17 protein-coding genes are annotated in these 18,084 nt (G+C 33.0%); 10 read left to right on the top strand and 7 right to left on the bottom strand.

From position 1 onward, the window contains the following. The first annotated feature begins 37 nt into the window (after positions 1 to 37). The 3 genes from rodA to ABYI63_RS00210 are packed head-to-tail and all read left to right on the top strand — an operon-like array spanning position 38 to position 2,856. Positions 38 to 1,312, top strand: a complete 1,275-nt coding sequence (gene rodA / locus ABYI63_RS00200) for a rod shape-determining protein RodA (RefSeq protein WP_372752168.1) — start codon at positions 38 to 40, stop codon at positions 1,310 to 1,312. A 34-nt stretch (positions 1,313 to 1,346) separates the two neighbouring features. Beyond that, the gene (gene def / locus ABYI63_RS00205; protein WP_372752170.1) at positions 1,347 to 1,973 is read left to right on the top strand and encodes a peptide deformylase; all 627 of its coding nucleotides are present in this window, start codon (positions 1,347 to 1,349) and stop codon (positions 1,971 to 1,973) included. A gap of 58 nt (positions 1,974 to 2,031) precedes the next feature. Further along, positions 2,032 to 2,856, top strand: coding sequence for a dienelactone hydrolase family protein (locus ABYI63_RS00210; protein WP_372752172.1), 825 nt, complete (start codon positions 2,032 to 2,034; stop codon positions 2,854 to 2,856). Positions 2,857 to 2,861: 5 nt separating this feature from the next. On the opposite strand, the gene gldC is transcribed toward ABYI63_RS00210, so the two are convergent. Together gldC and gldB are read right to left on the bottom strand one after the other, a co-directional pair. After that, positions 2,862 to 3,197, bottom strand: a complete 336-nt coding sequence (gene gldC, locus ABYI63_RS00215) for a gliding motility protein GldC (RefSeq protein ID WP_372752174.1) — start codon at positions 3,195 to 3,197, stop codon at positions 2,862 to 2,864. Next, on the bottom strand, positions 3,197 to 4,159 hold the full coding sequence (gldB, locus tag ABYI63_RS00220; RefSeq protein WP_372752176.1) for a gliding motility lipoprotein GldB: 963 nt from the start codon (positions 4,157 to 4,159) through the stop codon (positions 3,197 to 3,199). The genes gldC and gldB overlap by 1 nt, the downstream gene beginning before the upstream one ends. A gap of 93 nt (positions 4,160 to 4,252) precedes the next feature. On the opposite strand from gldB, the gene nadE reads away from it, so the two are divergent. Beyond that, entirely contained in the window at positions 4,253 to 5,041 is a 789-nt protein-coding gene (gene nadE, locus ABYI63_RS00225) for an NAD(+) synthase (protein ID WP_372752178.1), read from the top strand. A gap of 105 nt (positions 5,042 to 5,146) precedes the next feature. Continuing rightward, positions 5,147 to 5,776, top strand: a complete 630-nt coding sequence (locus ABYI63_RS00230) for a response regulator (RefSeq protein ID WP_372752180.1) — start codon at positions 5,147 to 5,149, stop codon at positions 5,774 to 5,776. Here ABYI63_RS00230 and dnaG read toward each other — a convergent pair. From dnaG to ABYI63_RS00250, 4 genes are all read right to left on the bottom strand, one after another. Next, positions 5,771 to 7,729, bottom strand: a complete 1,959-nt coding sequence (gene dnaG / locus ABYI63_RS00235; RefSeq protein ID WP_372752182.1) for a DNA primase — start codon at positions 7,727 to 7,729, stop codon at positions 5,771 to 5,773. The two genes, ABYI63_RS00230 and dnaG, sit on opposite strands and share 6 nt — an antisense overlap. A gap of 186 nt (positions 7,730 to 7,915) precedes the next feature. Continuing rightward, complete coding sequence (locus ABYI63_RS00240) at positions 7,916 to 9,010, bottom strand: hypothetical protein (RefSeq protein ID WP_372752184.1); 1,095 nt, start codon at positions 9,008 to 9,010, stop codon at positions 7,916 to 7,918. Between the two features lie 104 nt (positions 9,011 to 9,114). Further along, on the bottom strand, positions 9,115 to 9,837 hold the full coding sequence (locus ABYI63_RS00245; RefSeq protein ID WP_372752186.1) for a hypothetical protein: 723 nt from the start codon (positions 9,835 to 9,837) through the stop codon (positions 9,115 to 9,117). Beyond that, positions 9,824 to 10,390: an RNA polymerase sigma factor gene (locus tag ABYI63_RS00250; RefSeq protein ID WP_372752188.1), complete on the bottom strand. Its 567-nt coding sequence runs from the start codon at positions 10,388 to 10,390 to the stop codon at positions 9,824 to 9,826. The genes ABYI63_RS00245 and ABYI63_RS00250 overlap by 14 nt, the downstream gene beginning before the upstream one ends. 383 nt (positions 10,391 to 10,773) lie before the next feature. Between ABYI63_RS00250 and ABYI63_RS00255 the strand changes: the two genes are divergently transcribed. The 5 genes from ABYI63_RS00255 to yccS all read left to right on the top strand — a co-directional run bounded on the left by ABYI63_RS00255 (position 10,774) and on the right by yccS (position 17,001). Further along, complete coding sequence (locus ABYI63_RS00255; RefSeq protein WP_372752191.1) at positions 10,774 to 12,216, top strand: circularly permuted type 2 ATP-grasp protein; 1,443 nt, start codon at positions 10,774 to 10,776, stop codon at positions 12,214 to 12,216. 22 nt (positions 12,217 to 12,238) lie between these two features. Next, positions 12,239 to 13,165: an alpha-E domain-containing protein gene (locus ABYI63_RS00260; RefSeq protein WP_372752193.1), complete on the top strand. Its 927-nt coding sequence runs from the start codon at positions 12,239 to 12,241 to the stop codon at positions 13,163 to 13,165. Positions 13,166 to 13,180: 15 nt separating this feature from the next. Continuing rightward, positions 13,181 to 14,158 (top strand): transglutaminase domain-containing protein, encoded by a 978-nt coding sequence (locus ABYI63_RS00265; RefSeq protein WP_372752195.1) that lies wholly within the window; start codon positions 13,181 to 13,183, stop codon positions 14,156 to 14,158. Positions 14,159 to 14,287: 129 nt separating this feature from the next. Beyond that, positions 14,288 to 14,677: a hypothetical protein gene (locus ABYI63_RS00270; RefSeq protein ID WP_372752197.1), complete on the top strand. Its 390-nt coding sequence runs from the start codon at positions 14,288 to 14,290 to the stop codon at positions 14,675 to 14,677. Positions 14,678 to 14,865: 188 nt separating this feature from the next. Beyond that, positions 14,866 to 17,001 (top strand): YccS family putative transporter, encoded by a 2,136-nt coding sequence (gene yccS / locus ABYI63_RS00275; protein ID WP_372752199.1) that lies wholly within the window; start codon positions 14,866 to 14,868, stop codon positions 16,999 to 17,001. Positions 17,002 to 17,052: 51 nt separating this feature from the next. Here yccS and ABYI63_RS00280 read toward each other — a convergent pair whose 3' ends face one another. After that, positions 17,053 to 18,030, bottom strand: coding sequence for a polyprenyl synthetase family protein (locus tag ABYI63_RS00280; protein WP_372752201.1), 978 nt, complete (start codon positions 18,028 to 18,030; stop codon positions 17,053 to 17,055). Between the last annotated feature and the right edge of the window lie 54 nt (positions 18,031 to 18,084).

Raw genomic sequence — 18,084 nt, forward strand, 5'->3', positions numbered from 1 at the left:
TGATAATTAAGAACTATTAAAACTCCGCTGAATAAAAATGGTTGAAGCAGGTAGATATTATAAATTTGATTGGATTACTATTATCCTATTTTTCATGCTTGTTGGTTTTGGTTGGATCAATATTATCTCGGCATCACATACAGGAGATACTATTAATTATTTCGACTTTTCGCAACCTTATGGGAAGCAGCTCATGTTTATATTTTTAACCATTGGCCTTATCGTACTCATATTAGCTATAGAATCTAAGTTCTATGAACGGTTTTCAAGTGTTATCTATATTGTTTCCATGCTTTCCTTAGTAGGACTTTTTGCCTTTGGAAAAAACGTAAATGGTGCCACATCGTGGTATGGCGTCGGGGCTATGACCATTCAACCCAGTGAATTTGCTAAAGCCGCTACAGCATTGGCTGTTGCAAAATATGTGAGTGATTTAAATACTGATATTAGAAAAATAAAAGATCAAATTTATGTATTTGGAATCATTGCGATCCCTGCCATTTTGGTGTTACTTCAAAAGGATGCGGGTAGTACGCTTGTATATGGTAGTTTTATATTTGTACTTTATAGGGAAGGCTTATCTCCTTTATTTTTAGTTTTGGCCGCTATGCTTATTGGCATTTCGTTAAGCGCTTTAAAATTTGGTGTAATAATAACATCCATAATTATCACTGTTGTTATTTTGGGACATCATTTTTTAAGAAGGCGTAAGCCGTTGCTCATTCAACCTATTTCTATAATTACTATAAGTGTGGCAGTGGCATTTGGTGTTCGCTATTTCTACGATGAAATCATACCTTTTCATCAAAAAGATAGGATTACTATTTGGTTAAGTCTTGAAAAAGACCCTGTGAAATTAGAACGTATGAAAAAAACCATTGCTTATAATTTAAATGAATCAGAAAAGGCTATTAGTTCTGGAGGTTTAAAAGGAAAAGGATTTTTAGAAGGCACAAGAACCACAGGTAAATTTGTACCAGAACAACATACCGATTATATTTTTAGTACCGTTGGTGAAGAATGGGGCTTTATTGGAAGTACTGCTGTTATTATCGTTTTTATTTTGCTCCTACTTCGGATTCTACATTTAGCAGAATTACAACGATCCCAATTTAGTCGCATGTATGGTTACGGGGTCGCTTCTATATTTTTCATGCATTTCTTTATCAACATTGGTATGGTTATGGGTATCATTCCAACTATTGGCATTCCATTACCAATGTTTAGCTATGGTGGCTCTGGGCTTTGGGGTTTTACTATTTTACTATTTATATTTATTAAGTTAGATTCGGATAGAATTAACCAATGGTAAGCTCTAAAAATAAACTCCTTTTAGCTTTATATTTATGAAGTCAAATTATCTTTTAATATTAGGAATTACAATCCTAGTATCCGCTTGTAATAGTTCAAAAAAAGTTTTTAATGATTCTTTTTCTTCGGAACAAGTTGATATGATTATGAGTTCCAGTGCCTCAACACCAATGCGTGTTTTCAAAATTAATAATAAGCAAGACTCGCTGTTACTTCGAACTAAAAGTGAACATATAATGGCCAATCCAAACGACATTATATTACAACGATTTGTAAGTCGTCTTTACGCCACGGTTAGAGATAGCATTTCATTAGGTGTTGGTATCGCAGCACCACAGGTAGGCATATTGAAAAACATTATTTGGGTTCAACGTTTTGATAAAGAAAACTTACCTTTTGAAGTCTATTTAAACCCAACAATTAACAAATACTCAGAGGAAAAACAAACTAGAAAAGAAGGCTGTTTATCCATCCCTAACAGAAGTGAAATCTTAAATACACGGGCATTTCTAATTGAAATTGAATACGATACTATGGAAGCCGAACATAAAACAGAAACTATAGAAGGTTTTACATCCGTTATTTTTCAGCACGAAATTGATCATTTGAATGGCATTCTGTATTTGGATCATTTGGAAAAGGAATCGAAAAAAGATTTTTAAACCCTAACATCCAAACAGTATTTTATTACGTAATTAAGTAAATGTATTACAACTACCTATGAAAAAAATCTTCTACTTTAGCTTATTTTTTAGTCTATTCTTTTTTGGTTGTAGCGACGATAGTCCAAACCAAAACGATTTAGAATCACTACCTATAGATATTGGTGGAATACAAACTGAAAATAGTCTTGGAAGTACCAATGCCATATTTGGACATTATATTTACACCCCGAGTGAATACAATAATTCTTCCGATGAATATCCGCTGCTTGTTTTTCTTCATGGATCTGGGCAAATAGGTAATAGCCAAACAAATCCAGATGCCCTAAAGGTTTTGTTATGGACTGGGCCACCAAACATGATTGCACAAAAAAAATGGGCACCAAAATACCCAATGATTGTTGCCTCCCCACAACTTACATCAGGAAGCTGGAATGCCGATGATGTTCATAGTTTTATTAGCTATTTAATTAGCAACTATAAAATTAATACTAATCGTATCTATTTAACTGGTTATAGTTTAGGTGGCTTTGGATGTTTCAATTACATATCCAAATACGGGTCTGAGTCCTACGCTAAGGCTATTGTTCCCATTGCCGGAGGCGGTAGTATCAGTTCTGCAGACAAATATACCGATGTTGCTGTTTGGGCATTTCACGGCGATAGTGATACATCGGTTTCAAAAAACTACTCAATAGATATGGTAAATGCTATAAACGCTTCAAATCCTAATACTAGCGCCAAAGTAACTATTTACCCAGGAGTTGGTCACAATTCCGACACTAGAACTTTTGATGGTACTGGTATGGGAACAGAGAGCAACGATTACGATGCTTTTAATATGAGTATTTACGATTGGATGTTTTTACAGGTAAAAAATTAAAAAAATCACTTTTTAATCTCTAACTTTTCTGCGAAATAATCGCAAAAATCCTTCATGGTTGCGGTCATTTTTTCATCTTGCGTAGCTCTGTTAAAAGTATCACTCATGGCAACCAAGGTTTGATGGAAAAATACTTTCATTTCATCAACAGGCATATCTTTGGTCCATAAATCGATACGCAGGGTTTCCTGAGTGTTTGAATCCCAAACAGCCAACATCATGGCTTTAGCTTCTTCATTGGTTATACCCCCATCTTCTGCTGTCCAAAACAATTTTTCTGGCACTCTATTAGCATCCAATTCTACTTTTAATTCAATTTTAGAGGTGATTTTTTTCGACATTATTTACGTGGTTTAAACTTGGATTTATTAAAAATATCTTCAGGACTTTCTATTAGCATTTCCTTTAAAGTAACATCATTTTGCTCCATGTAGGCTCTAACAATTTGCCAGCCTATATATTGCCCCAACCTTCCTGGAGATTCGGCATCAACTTCCTCCAAATAAAATTTTGAAAAAGGCGCTGGAGTTAAAAACCGACCTGCTAGTTTAGAATCGGTACTAAAAAGCAATTCACGTTCAATGAAGTACCGCCAAATATAACTTTCATTAGCATTAGCCCAATCCAATTCGTCTGAAGTATATCCAATTCTTGCTGCCTCTGTTTTAAATGGAATGATGACATCTTTAAAATAAAGCTGTTTACCAAAATAAATCATTTCATCCAAAAAAGTATTGCTAGATGTCTGAAAACAGTATTTCTTAGCATATTCATCCGCCAAATCAACAACAATCTGTTCCCTTTTTAAATTTTCTCTTAAATATTTTGGTATGTTTTCATAAAAAGGGTGATTAGCACCTAAATAATTATCCAAGGCAATTAAAACAATCGTATCCGTTACAATTACGCGATTTCTATAGTCCACATCGCTAGTTGTGGTAATAATTCTGGGTGTACGAAATTCTGGAAAATAATATTTTAAATGATTGAGCAAAGATTCAATTTCCAATTCGGTGGATTCAAACTCGGAAAATGTATTTTCAACTTCTTTATATAGTTCTTTTTGTAGCGAATCTGATGCTTTTTCAATCCAGAAAGAATCAAGATATTTTTCCGAAAACATAAAAGGATAAGCTTGCTTTAAATCTGGCAAGGTTTCAGCATCAATTTTAGCAAACAATAAATCAAATCGCTCAATATTAGCATCTAAATTCAGTTTAGAAATTTCAGACTCTATTCTGTTGTCATTTTTGCAAGAAACCAGGACTTGTATAACAATGAAAAAAAATATTACATGCTTCATACGAAACTTAATAGCTATAAATTTTTATTAATTGGGTGATTCGTTTATTTTTGTTTGCAAAGGTACAATTCTTGAACTTAAATTCATTTAAAAATGCAAACAGAAAAAGTTGTTGATTACATAGTTAATTGGTTAAAAGATTACGCTACTAAAGCGGGTGTAAATGGATTTGTTATAGGTGTTTCTGGAGGCATTGATTCTGCCGTAACATCAACTCTTTGCGCCAAAACAGGTCTCCCCCTACTTTGTTTGGAAATGCCAATTCATCAAGCACCTAATCAGGTTAGTCGTGCGTTAAACCACATTGATTGGTTAAAACAACAGTATCCGCTTGTAAGCATGACCCAAGTTAATTTAACTCCTGTTTTTGATAGTTTGGTAGCATCTTTACCGAGCGTTAAGAATGAAGAAGAACGTTTTATGGCTTTAGCAAATACAAGAGCTAGGTTACGCATGACTTCGCTTTATTATTTTGCAGCTTTACACAAATATCTGGTTGCCGGTACCGGTAACAAAGTTGAAGATTTTGGTGTTGGTTTTTTTACTAAATATGGTGATGGCGGAGTGGATTTAAGTCCTATTGCGGATTTACTAAAAACAGAAGTTTATGCCATTGCAGAGTATTTAGGTATTAATCAGGAAATTATTGTGGCACCACCAACAGATGGTTTGTGGGGCGATGATAGAACGGATGAAGACCAAATAGGTGCGTCATACCCTGAACTAGAGTGGGCTATGAAAATGGACGACGAAGGTAAAACAGCTGAAGACTTTGAAGGTAGAGAGCAAACCGTCTTTAAGATATACAAACGATTTAACATGGCCAATAAACATAAGATGATTCCTATTCCGATTTGCGAAATTCCCAATAATTTATCATAAATTTTGCAAATCGTTTAAATATTTACTACATTTGCAGCAAGCTTATTCTCTCAATTATATTATTCTCTCTAACTAATTTATAATTACAAAAAAGCTTATACAATTATGATAAAATTATTAATAGCAGACAACCACCCTATTACAAGGAAAGGGCTTGAAATTCTTTTTTCAGCATCTACCAACATTAAAATTGTTGCAAGTGTTGACAATGGCGAGGCCATTATGGAATACATCAAAAATAATCCTGTAGACATCATTTTAACTGAAGCCGATCTCCCAAAACTTAACGGTTTAACAGTTTTACGTTATTTAAAAAATGACTACCCTAACATTAAAACCATCATTTTTAGTGCACAACCAGAGGAAGTATATGCAGTAAATGCCATAAAAGCTGGCGCTTACGGATACATCCACAAATCGGTTAATGTGATTACAATTAATGAGGCAATTTTAAAAGTTCATGAAGGTGGCATTTATTTAAGTAATGACCTAACCCAACAATTAGCTTTTGGTAACAGAGTTAACAAAGGCGGATCTTTCTACAAAAAACTTTCTACCAGAGAAGCTGAAGTTTTAAAACTTCTTACTATTGGTAGAAAAAATAAAGAAATATCAAAAGAACTAAATATTAACGAAAAAACCGTTAGTACTTACAAGGCTCGTTTAATGCGTAAATTAAAAGTTACAAATTTGGTTGATCTAGTTAGTCAAGCAAAGTTAAACGAAAACTTATAGAACACGATTTAATTTCCGAGAGAGCAACATTTTTAGACCAGAATATTCGATGACTCCTTCAAGGATTTCCTTATTAATATCAGTGATATTGGACGAGGCTTCTTGTTGAAATTCTTTGACTTTTTGATCTATTAAAAAACAACGTAAGCTTAAAATAGTTTCACTTACTAATTGCGCAACGCTATGAATTTTTTCCTTTGGGAAGATATTCATGCGTTGCCAATTATCTAAGGAATAGCGTTCATCTTCCATTAAAATATGGGTAATTTCGTTACCTAATTCCACATCCACTGAATTTATAAAATTATTCAATTCGAAATCTGGATTCTGATTTAAGGCATCAATAACCCTATAATACAAGGTTTTAAAATGCGGATTCGAAAATTCCATTTCATCCTCTTGAAGATCTAAAAAAACCTTTTCAAATACTTTAGCTTGGTGTATAACTGGTTCTAAAACCAAATCACCTTTGTTGTCTTCTTTATAAACCAAATCTTCAAATTCTTCCGTTCTATTACCGTAAAGCAACAACACCTCTATAATTTTCCGTTCTAATAAATATTGAACATCAACCTTTTCAACTGGTTGTTCATGACGAATGACTTTAAAAGCTTGTTGTTCACTTTTGTGCCGATCGTTTTCTTCTTTAACATCCTTCTTATTTATTTGAGCCAGTGTACTAAACAACACTTCCTCACTAATATCCATGATTCTGGCACACTCCTGAATATAGATTTCTCTTTTAATTTGATCCGGAATTTTAGAGATACTATTCATAATATCACGAACTGTATCAGCCTTTTTTATGGGATCATTTTTAGATTCCTCATACAGCACCGATGCTTTAAATTGAATGAAATCTTTAGCATTTTCTTTTAGATATGCCGTAAGTTCTTCAAGACTATTTTGTCTAGCAAAACTATCGGGATCCTCACCGGCGGGAAAGGTACAAACTTTAACATTCATACCTTGCTCCAAAATTAAATCAATGCCACGAAGTGAGGCGCGCATACCTGCCGCATCGCCATCAAAAAGCACGGTAATGTTTTTTGTTAGTCGGTTTATTAGACGTATTTGCTCTGAAGTTAAAGCTGTTCCTGATGAAGACACTACATTTGTGATACCGGATTGGTGAAACTGAATAACATCGGTATACCCCTCAACCAAGAAACAATTATCTTCTTTAGCGATACTTTGTTTAGCATGATGGATACCATAAAGCACATTACTTTTATGGTAAATATCACTTTCTGGCGAGTTAACATATTTTGCAGCCTTCTTATCGCTAGTTAAAATACGTCCACCAAAACCTAGCACACGACCACTCATACTTTTAATAGGGAACATAACGCGCCCTTTAAACCTATCAAAGCGCTTATCGTCTTTTACAATGGTAAGTCCGGTTTTTTCTAAAAAGTCCAACTTATAGCCCTGCTTTAAAGCTTCATCAGTAAAGGCCTGCCACTCATCCAAAGAATACCCTAAATCAAACTTCTTAATCGTGTCTTCTGTAAAACCGCGTTCCTTGAAATAACTTAAACCAATAGATCTTCCTTGATCGGTTTTATGTAGTATTTTTTGAAAATAGCTATTAGCAAACTCGCTTACTAAATACAAACTTTCACGTTCGTTTGCCTGATCCTTCTGCTCGTTGCTTTGCTCGGTTTCCTCAATTTCTATATTATATTTTTTGGCTAAATATTTTATAGCTTCCGGATAGGTGAAGTGTTCGTGTTCCATTAAAAAAGAAACGGCCGTTCCCCCCTTTCCGGTTGAAAAATCCTTCCATATTTGCTTAACAGGAGACACCATAAAACTTGGAGAACGCTCGTCGCTAAACGGACTTAAGCCTTTAAAGTTACTGCCAGATTTTTTTAGCTGTACAAAATCGCCTATAACCTCTTCTACTCTAGCGGTTTCAAAAACTAAATCTATGGATGCTGGTGAAATCAATTTTGGAAAATTATTTTTAGAATGTAAATGTAATTATAAACAATTGATTTTTGAAATTTGACTGTATTTGAAAAAACAAAGTTTCTTGTAGCAATCGATAAAACTTTTTGAAAACGAAACAATAATTTTCAATTTTACAAAACCAAAAAAACTTCCGAGGAAGTTTTTTAAGTGAATATTCTTAAACTAATCCATATCAAACCTCAACCCAAGCGATATATTGTTTTGTTTGATAGCTTGGTCTTTAAAAATAGGTGATAAATCGTATTTAACATACAGCGCCACATCATCAAAAGCAATGTAACCACTTAAACCATATACTAAATTACTGGTATTAAAGCTTTGTTTTTGTTTTTCCTTTTCTCGATCGCCGTCTAGCTCGTATTTCAATTTTTGACGGCTTCCAATATTAAATCCGCCATAACCACCAATACCTATTTTAAACTGATTGTCGGTAGAATACCTAAAATAAGTGTCTTTATCTATTTTTTTGGAAGGTCCGAACTCAAAATGAACAGGAAAAACCAAATTAGAAACGGATAGTTTTGCTTTTTTTAAATCTACAGGAAATTCCTCTAAAGTGGTTTCGCTTCCGTTTTGCACAAAATATTGATTATCCATTGGTTTTAAACCATTAATTTGAAAGGAATAACCATATTTTAAACGCATAAAATTCGATTCTTTAAATACGCGAGTTTTCCACGCCCATCCAATTTCAAAAAAGCGCGAACCGCCAAACTTATACGGAGAATCGTCTAACTTTTCTCCCTCAATTATGGCGTTGTTTAAACCAAAGGCTAGCACAAAATCGCTGGTGGTACGTCTATCATATTTTAAATTTTTTGGTTTGTCTTTTGCTTTATCGCCTACAAAAATAAAACTTTCACTTGTGTTCTCGTTAGCGCCTCCAACTCTTACAATGCCATTAATAGCATGCTCACCTACGAATTCATAGCCTTCTTCATTACGTTCTGAAAGGGCATATTTATTTTCGATAATAGCAATGCGGTTTTCAATATTTAACGCACGCTTTTTCGCCACTTCTTTTTTTAATAATTCTGCTTCTGCGTTTGTAATTTCGCCTTTTTCCAAACGACTGTTAATCGCCTCTACTTCTACTTTTAAATTGTCGCGTTCTTCATTTTGAATTTGCGCCTTAATTTTCTGTAAATTTTCAAGTTTGTTTTTGTTGTTTGAATTCTGAATTGTGTCTTGTGCCATAATAACTTGCACATTTAAAATTAGCGTGATTAATGCTAAATACTTCGTAATTGTTTTCATAACTGTTCGTTTTTTTTACCCCAAATGGGTGTTAATAATTGATTTTGATTGATGATTTTTTTTTATTTATATGATTAAACTCCCGCCTTAGCCGAAATGACAGACTAATTATTACGCTGTGCCACTGCCGTTTTTATAGAATTGTAACTCGCTTTTATGGCATCGAACACTTTATTTCTGAACGATTGGTCTAAATCGGATTCTACCTCTTGAAGCAGTATGGTAGCATCTACAATTCCTGTGTTAATATTATACATTCTTTGTAACCTAATTTCCTTTTGGGCTTCAAACAACAAGGCATCAATAGCAGCATCTGTAACTTCTTGGTTTTGGTTTTTCATATGCTGTACTTTGGCAACAACGTCTTGAATTTTTTGTTCTTCAAACGTTAATTTTTCTTGAATTACGACAGTTGGTATTGATACTTTACTAGTTTCTTCCGGAACAACTTTCTCTTCAGCCGCAACAACAGTATGATTTTCTATTATATATTTTGATCTTGGTTTTATTAAAGTTTCTTCTTTTAAAACCTCCTTTGGTGCTTCAACTGTTTCAACTACCACCGGAGTATTATCTTTTTGTTGAATAACAGTAGGCGCATCTACAACTACAGGTGTTACTTCTTCAGTATTTAAAAGCTGAAACGCCACAAACATTACACCTACCACACTAGCGGCAATACCCAACCACCAAAACGCTTTGTTATTTTTTCTTTCAACTGTCTGCTCTAAGCGTCCTGAAAGTTTAGCCCAAGCTTCCTTAGAAGGCTGTAACCTTCTAGCCTCCAACTTTTCTTTTATACTGTTTTCGAATTTATTTGGTTCCATAACTTGTTGTTTTATTTAATTTTCGCCATTGCTCCTGAAGCATTTTCCGTGCTTTAAATAATTGCGATTTTGAAGTACCTTCGGTAATTTTCAACATGTTGGCAATTTCATGATGCTTGTAACCTTCAATGGCGTACATAACAAAAACTATTTTATAGCCTTCGGGTAAGGCATCAATCAATTCCTGTATTTGGGCAACCTCTATATCTGTTTTTATATTATTGGTAAAATCGTTTTTAAAATCTACTTCTTCTACCGAGAATTCAATATTTTTTTTCTGTCTTAAATATGAAATGGATTCCCGCACCATAATACGTCGTACCCAACCTTCAAAACTACCTTCTCCCTTAAAACTGCTTAAATTGGAAAACACTTTAAAAAATCCGTTAAGCATAGCTTCTTCCGCATGTTGTAAATCTTTAATGTAATACCTACAAACACTTAACATTTTGGGCGCATGCAACTCATACAATACACGTTGTGCTTCACGATTGTTTTTTATGGCTTTTTTAATGAGTGCCTCTTGGTTTTTATGTAGTTGTATGACTTTCAAAAAATATATATATCTGTTTTTTGTTATTCATCAGCCCCACTTAACATTCAGTTCTTTATTCTAACCTAATTAAAATTCATGATTACAAATGTTACTTCAGTCTTCTATTTTAAAAGACGCATATTTTAAGATAATGGTTGCCTGATGCAAAAGTTTTTTTTCAACTTATCCATTTGCTACAATTATTTTAGTAATTTAAGCACATACTTTGTAGTACAAATTGTTTAGAATTCAATTATCGCTTCAAAAATTAGTTTTCTCATTAAAATTTTGGAATTATTTTTAACAAATTAAAATAAAGTTTGATTTTTTTATACATATAAAGCCAAATCTTTAAATTTTTTTCAACAATTCATTACATTTGGCTTAATACCTTATAATATATGAACGACAATCCACTTTTCTCGTCTTACGAAAAACTCCCAAAAACTTGGGATGAAATGTACTCTGATAATGAAGAATTCAGATCTCAATATGAAGGATTTATTGAGTATTTAAAGAAAACTTCACCTGAAAAATTGACCAAGAAAGAAGACCTTTCCAAACAGCTATTTATGAGCCAAGGCGTTACCTTTACTGTTTATAATGACAATGAAGGTATCGAAAAAATATTTCCGTTTGATATTGTACCCAGAATTATTACCGCTGAAGAATGGAATAAAATTGAAAAAGGTATTAAACAACGCCTTAAAGCTTTGAACTTGTTTATTAAAGATATTTATAATGAACAGTTTATTATAAAAGACGGACTTATTCCTGCAGATTTAATTTATTCCTGCCCCAATTTCCTTCGCGAAATGAAAGGTGTAAAAGTGCCATATGATGTATATGTGCATATTTCTGGTGTGGATTTAATTCGCAATAATGATGGTGAATTTTATGTACTTGAAGATAACTTAAGAACACCTTCTGGTGTAAGTTATATGTTAGAAAACAGAGAAATTTCTAAACGTTTATTTCCTGGGGTTCTTCCAAAAAGCCATGTACGCTCAGTTTCAAATTATCCAAACATGCTTTATAAAAAGTTAAAAGAACTTTCCGATAAGGTAAACCCTAATATTGTTCTTTTAACTCCAGGTATTTATAATTCTGCCTATTATGAACACACTACACTTGCCAGATTAATGGGAATTGAGTTGGTTGAAGGCAGTGACTTAGTTGTAAAAAACCATTTTGTTTACATGAAAACCACTAACGGTTTAAAACAAGTAGATGTTATTTACAGACGTGTTGATGATGATTATTTAGATCCGCTGGAATTTAATGCAAATAGTGTTCTAGGTGTTGCCGGTATTATGGCAGCATATAGAAAAGGAAATGTGAATATTGTAAATGCACCAGGAACTGGAATTGCCGATGACAAAGCAATTTACATTTACGTGCCAGATATGATTAAATATTATTTAAACGAAGAACCGATTTTAAAAAATATTGAAACCTATCAGCTAGGCCGACCAGATGAGTTAGAATATGTTACCAAAAACATAAAAGAAATGGTAATTAAAAAAACAGATGGTAGTGGTGGCTACGGGATGCTTATGGGCCATGAAGCTTCGGATGAAGAAATAAAAGATTATCTGGATAATGTTAAAAAGAAGCCTGAAAATTTTATTGCACAACCTATTCTAAGGCTATCAACAGCTCCATGCTTTATTAATGGACAATTATCACCTCGTTGTATTGATTTACGTCCGTTTGCGCTTATGGGTAAAGATGGTATCGATATTTGCCCTGGTGGTTTAACACGTGTGGCGCTAAAAAAAGGCTCATTAGTAGTAAACAGTTCGCAGGGTGGTGGTAGTAAAGACACTTGGGTATTACAATAATCAAAAAAAAACTTTTTAAAGTATGTTAAGTAGAGTAGCAAATAACCTGATTTGGTTAGACCGATATATGGAACGTGGCAATGGCATTTTAAGTTTACTTAAAGTGAATTTTTTAGCAAATCAAGACTCGCCCGAACTATTTTCTTGGACACCAATTATTAAAAATTTTACAAATTCAGAAAATGAGTTTTATACTGAAGACGCTATAGAATGCATCGATTTTATGGTATTTAATATTGGTAATTCTAACTCTATTTTAAATATTGTTACAAAGGCTAGAGAAAACGCAAGAAGTGTACAAGAACATATTTCTAGAGAACTTTGGTTATGTATTAATAATTACTATTTATATCTTACCAACAGAGATTTACCTAGAAGGCTTCGTGAGGAAGATCCAATAGAGTTTTTAGAAGATTTAAGAAAACACCATTTAATATATTACGGAACTTCCGATGTTACACAAGAACGTGGTCCTTCCTATTATTTTATGAGCATTGGTAAATTTCTGGAACGTGTAATTCAAATATCCGATTTCACAGAATTTAAATTGATGGAAATTGGAAATACTTCCGATAGCTTAGAGAAAAGTTTTTATTGGAAAAATTTACTACTTTCTATTGGTGGTTATCAATTATATCTAAAAACACATAAATCTACTTTTAATGAAGAGCACGTCATACGATTGGTATTTCAGGAAAAGTCATTTCCTAGATCGGTATATTACTGTGTAAATAAATTAAGCTGGTATATAACAAAGCTTATAGATGCCAATGAACTTGAAAAAACCAATTTAGAATTTTTAATTGGTAAATTAGAAAGCTCTATAAAATACACAACTGTTGAAAGCATAAAAGAGCAAGGGCTACAAAATTATATAAATGGTATTAAGCAGGATATTAGAAATATCTCTATGAATATTAACTCCGTTTATCTTTCTAATATTAATTGATCTTAAAAATTTATTATGCCTACATTTTTTATAAAACATATTACAAAGTTCAGTTATAGTAATCCTGTAGTTGATGGCGCAAATTTAATTAGATTGCACCCAATAAATGATGAATACCAAAAAGTAGTATCTCATTTCCTGTCTGTTACCAACAACCCTTATATAGAATCATTTAATGATTTTTATAATAACCGAATTGGCACTTTTTTAATTACTGAACCACACGATGAATTAATAATTACATCAGATGTGGAAGTCATAACTTACGACAAATTATTTCCTACAGATACCGTTGATGCCAAAACCCAATGGGAAGAATTAAAAGCTAGAAAATACGATGCAGAAATAATCGATTTCTTGAAACCGACCCCGTTTATTGGAACCGAAGAGGTATTGGATTTAATTGCATCCAGAAAACTTACAGAAAAAACGCCTTACAGGGTGGTTTTAGAGTTGTGTGACTATGTATATAACAATTTTAAATATGTAAAGGGTGTAACAAATGTAGACTCAACCATAGATGAAGTTTGGAAACTAAAAGCAGGTGTTTGTCAGGATTTTACAAACGTTTTGTTGCAAATGGTAAAACTTTGTGGTATTCCTGCGCGTTACGTTAGCGGTTATATTTGTCCTGCTGAAGACAATACCAGAGGTTTAGGTGCCACGCATGCTTGGATAGAAGCTTACATTCCCTTTTATGGCTGGTTTGGTGTAGACCCAACCAACAACGCCATTGCCAATGGAAACCACGTGCGTTTGGCTGTTGGTAGAAATTATGCCGACTGTTCTCCTGTTAAAGGTGTTTTTAAACGCAAAGTGGAGTCTGATTTATTTGTTGTAGTTGAAATAAGCACAACAAAAAACAAAGAAAACATCGAATTACCAACAAATTCGTTTTCCGATACGAAATCAAGCAATAGTTATCAACGTAATTTAGATCGTATCCAGCACCAACAACAACAAATTCAACAAAACCAGCAGCAGCAACAATAATTATTATAAATTACAAGTGTAAATTTAATTAGAATAAATCCTTTTTAACAATTCACTTTGTATATAAACTTGATATCAACATTTAAGTTTGAATATATCCAAAATATATTCAAACTTTTTTAGTTACAGATGAAAATAGCTTATAAAAAGGAACACCTAAACACCTCGTTACTGCTGGGTTCGGTTTGGTTGATATTTGGGTTATTAGGATTTAATTTCAACGAAGAAATTAGATGGAATGATTACGGATACATTCTATTTGCTCTTTGTTATATTATTCTATATTTCTATCAAAAACAAAATAAATACCTGACAATTCAAAATGAAATTTTACAGGTTAACGATTTATTCGGAAAGAAAATAAATCTTTTGGAGGTTAAGCAAATTAAAAAATTTGCAGGAGATTACATCTTAAAAACCAACCATAAATCCTTAACTATAAACACAAAAATAATAGACCCGAAATCTTTAGAAACACTAAATTCTGAATTAGAAAAATTACATGTAGAATGGAATTGAAAATTCTTTTTATCAAAAACGGAAAATACCAATTTTGACGAATAAAAAACTAACAAGTTACTTTTTCCTGAAATTCTTTAGCTTAAAACTTATCATTCCTTCGTTAAACAAGTACATTATTTACACCCTTTAAATGCCGCCTTTTTATAGCCATTGCTTACTTTTACATTGTAATTGTTTTCAATAAAATGCAGCAACTTTCATATTTCAAAAATCAACTATATTGGCTTAAGTCATTACTCACCAATTTCTTAAACAACCCTAATAGATTATTGGCGTTTAAAGGAACAACCGTAATTGGATTTCTTGTTGTTTTAATGCTAAGTTTAGGCTTACCATTTTATGCTGTAACTTTAGGATTAGGAGCACTTGCTGGAACACTCTCTGAAACGGATGAACATCCAAATGGCCGTTTAAAGTCTACTGCCTTGAAGGTGCTAAGCTTTGCAATTTCAAGTTTTTCGGTAGAATTGCTTCAACCCTACCCCGTAATTTTGGCGGCAGGTTTAGCTGTGTCAACAATCGTTTTTATTGTAATTGGAGGAATAAGTGAACGCTTTAGAGGCGTTACATTCGGCGCTTTACTTGTGGGTATTTACACCATGATTGGTGCACAAATAAGCCCTACCTGGTATATTCAACCCATATTATTAACTGCGGGAGCCTTTATATATGGTGTGTTTTCGTATTTAGTGTTACGGCTAAAACCATATAGTTTATTAGAAGAACAATTATCCAGAGGTTTTTTAGCACTGTCATTGTACTTTGAAGAAAAGTCAAAACTATTCCCTAGTGATGAAAAGGAAGGAAAAGAAATAAGAGCGAAACTTGCCTTATTAAATGTGCAAACGGTTGAGGCTTTGGATAAATGTAAAGAGGTTTTAAATAGCTATAGCGAATCACTAACTGACCAAACTCCATTAATCCCGTATTTAAATTATTTCATGGTTTTACAAGGCTTACATGAAAGAGCAGCCTCCAGTCACGAACGCTACGATTTATTAAGCACCAACCCATTAAGCGGCGCATTAATTGGAGGCATTAGGCAAGTATTACACGAACTTTCTCGTGCCATAAAAAATTTCTCTGAAAACTTACTAACTGGTACTCGTTATAAACATCCAATAGCTTTGGATTGGTTAATGAATACCATAAACAACTTATTAATTAGTAATGAACTAAAACCAAGCGATCCTTTAAGCCTACTACTAAGAAATTTAAGACAATCGAACCAAACATTAAAGGGAATTTATTATAATCAAGACAATAATTTATTGCCAAAATTAGAAAAAGACAATAGAACTTACATTGAACGATTGAAAGTTCAATTAAATTTTAATCACCCAAGAATGCGCTATGCATTACGTTTAAGCATTGCTTTTTTAATAGGATACTCTATTTCCGAATATTTCCAGATAGCCAAAGGAGAATGGATTTTATTAACAATCTTATTTGTTTTACAACCTAGTTATAGCGAAACAAGAAGGCGCCTTTTACAAAGAATCATAGGAACTTTTTCCGGAGTAGTAATTGGTATTTTAATTATCCGACTATTCACATTTCACGGTCAAATAGTATTAATGATAACATCAGCCTATTTCTTCTTCGTTTGGATGAAACGCCGGTACTCGGTTGGCGTCATTTTTATCACAATTTTTGTTTTATGTGCATTCAATATCATTGCCAATAAAGGAGTTGATGTTATGGCTCCAAGATTAATAGACACATTAATAGGGGCTTTAATTTCATTTTTTGTTGTTCGTTTTTTATGGCCTGAGTGGCAGTATGAAAAATTACCCGTATTATTAAAAGAAGTTATACACAAAAATACCGCATACTTCCGAGCTATATTAAATGAATACAAACAATCAACCACCGATGATTTAGCATATAGAATAGCCCGAAGAGAAGCACACAGAGCAGATAATGCTTTGGTTATGGCTTGGCAAAATATGCAATTAGACCCTAAGAAACAGCAACAATTAAAAAATACAGCATTTACTTTAACGTATTTAAATCATGCGCTGCTTTCCTATCTTTCTGCTTTAGGAGCTCATAGAACCAAGCAAAACAAAGAAATCTCACACTTGTTAACTTTTGAAAATCACATTTTAAAGGTGTTGGAAAAAACTTCTAACAGTTTAACAGGACAAATAAATTCCAATTTAGAAAATATTGAAGATAGTTTAGAAGAAATAAGCGATCATTTACTTAAGAATAATAGAGAAAGCACACAAATGGAAAATATTCTTTTGTACAACATTGCTGAAGTTACCTTGCAAATAGTTGAAGAAGCAAAATCATTACAATCAATCACTGTTTAACATTAAATAGTAGCCTTAGAAAAAACAAACACAACACTTAATGCTAAAAAATTACTTCTTTCTATCAATTACATAATTCACCATCAATTCTAAAGCGTTTCTATAAATTGATTCAGGATAAGAGAATAACAATTGTAATGCGTCTTCCTGAAACTGTTTCATTTTACTGGTAGCATAATCCAAACCACCATTATTTTTTACAAAAACCACTACTTCCTTAACTCGTTTCGCGTCTTTATTATGATTTTTAATGGAATTAATGAGCCATTTTCTATCTTTCTTATCAGCATTGTTAAGCACATAAATTAAAGGCAAGGTCATTTTTTGTTCTTTAATATCAATGCCCGTGGGTTTTCCTATTTGATCATCGGTGTAGTCAAACAAATCATCTTTAATTTGAAATGCCATACCAATAAGCTCACCAAACTTTCGCATAGTTTCAACGTGCTGCGATTCTGGTTTTACCGATGCTGCCCCCAAACTACAACAAGCCGCAATTAAAGTAGCTGTTTTCTGGCGAATAATCTCATAATAAACAGCTTCAGTGATGTCAAGTTTTCTAGCTTTTTCAATTTGAAGCAGTTCACCTTCACTCATTTCACGTACTGCTATTGATATAATTTTTAATAAATCAAAATCATTATTATCAATACTTAATAGCAATCCCTTAGATAGTAAATAATCACCAATAAGAACAGCGATTTTATTTTTCCAAAGGGCATTTATAGAAAAAAAACCACGCCTTCTATTACTATCATCAACCACATCATCATGTACCAATGTAGCCGTATGAATCAATTCAATAACCGAAGCACCACGATAAGTACGTTCACTTACTTCACCATTCGATACCATTTTTGCAACCAAAAACACAAACATGGGTCGCATTTGTTTCCCTTTACGGTTTACTATATAGGTTGTTATGCGATTAAGCAAGGCCACTTTACTAGACATTGAAAGCAGGAACTTTTGCTCAAAAAGATCCATTTCAAAGGCTATCGGCTGCTTTATTTGTTCAACAATTTTCAAATTAAAAAAATTACATTATGATAACAAACGTACTAAAAATTTATTAACCTCGTA

The sequence above is a fragment of the Mariniflexile sp. genome (genome assembly GCF_041583155.1).
GTDB lineage: Bacteria > Bacteroidota > Bacteroidia > Flavobacteriales > Flavobacteriaceae > Mariniflexile.

Excerpts from the sequence above, each read along its gene's own strand:
- ABYI63_RS00210 (WP_372752172.1), top strand. The coding sequence starts at position 2,032 with ATGAAAAAAATCTTCTACTTTAGCTTATTTTTTAGTCTATTCTTTTTT.
- nadE (WP_372752178.1), top strand. The coding sequence starts at position 4,253 with ATGCAAACAGAAAAAGTTGTTGATTACATAGTTAATTGGTTAAAAGAT.
- def (WP_372752170.1), top strand. The coding sequence starts at position 1,347 with ATGAAGTCAAATTATCTTTTAATATTAGGAATTACAATCCTAGTATCC.
- gldC (WP_372752174.1), bottom strand. The coding sequence starts at position 3,197 with ATGTCGAAAAAAATCACCTCTAAAATTGAATTAAAAGTAGAATTGGAT.
- ABYI63_RS00240 (WP_372752184.1), bottom strand. The coding sequence starts at position 9,010 with ATGAAAACAATTACGAAGTATTTAGCATTAATCACGCTAATTTTAAAT.
- ABYI63_RS00270 (WP_372752197.1), top strand. The coding sequence starts at position 14,288 with ATGAAAATAGCTTATAAAAAGGAACACCTAAACACCTCGTTACTGCTG.
- ABYI63_RS00265 (WP_372752195.1), top strand. The coding sequence starts at position 13,181 with ATGCCTACATTTTTTATAAAACATATTACAAAGTTCAGTTATAGTAAT.
- ABYI63_RS00255 (WP_372752191.1), top strand. The coding sequence starts at position 10,774 with ATGAACGACAATCCACTTTTCTCGTCTTACGAAAAACTCCCAAAAACT.
- yccS (WP_372752199.1), top strand. The coding sequence starts at position 14,866 with ATGCAGCAACTTTCATATTTCAAAAATCAACTATATTGGCTTAAGTCA.
- gldB (WP_372752176.1), bottom strand. The coding sequence starts at position 4,159 with ATGAAGCATGTAATATTTTTTTTCATTGTTATACAAGTCCTGGTTTCT.
- rodA (WP_372752168.1), top strand. The coding sequence starts at position 38 with ATGGTTGAAGCAGGTAGATATTATAAATTTGATTGGATTACTATTATC.
- ABYI63_RS00230 (WP_372752180.1), top strand. The coding sequence starts at position 5,147 with ATGATAAAATTATTAATAGCAGACAACCACCCTATTACAAGGAAAGGG.
- ABYI63_RS00260 (WP_372752193.1), top strand. The coding sequence starts at position 12,239 with ATGTTAAGTAGAGTAGCAAATAACCTGATTTGGTTAGACCGATATATG.
- ABYI63_RS00245 (WP_372752186.1), bottom strand. The coding sequence starts at position 9,837 with ATGGAACCAAATAAATTCGAAAACAGTATAAAAGAAAAGTTGGAGGCT.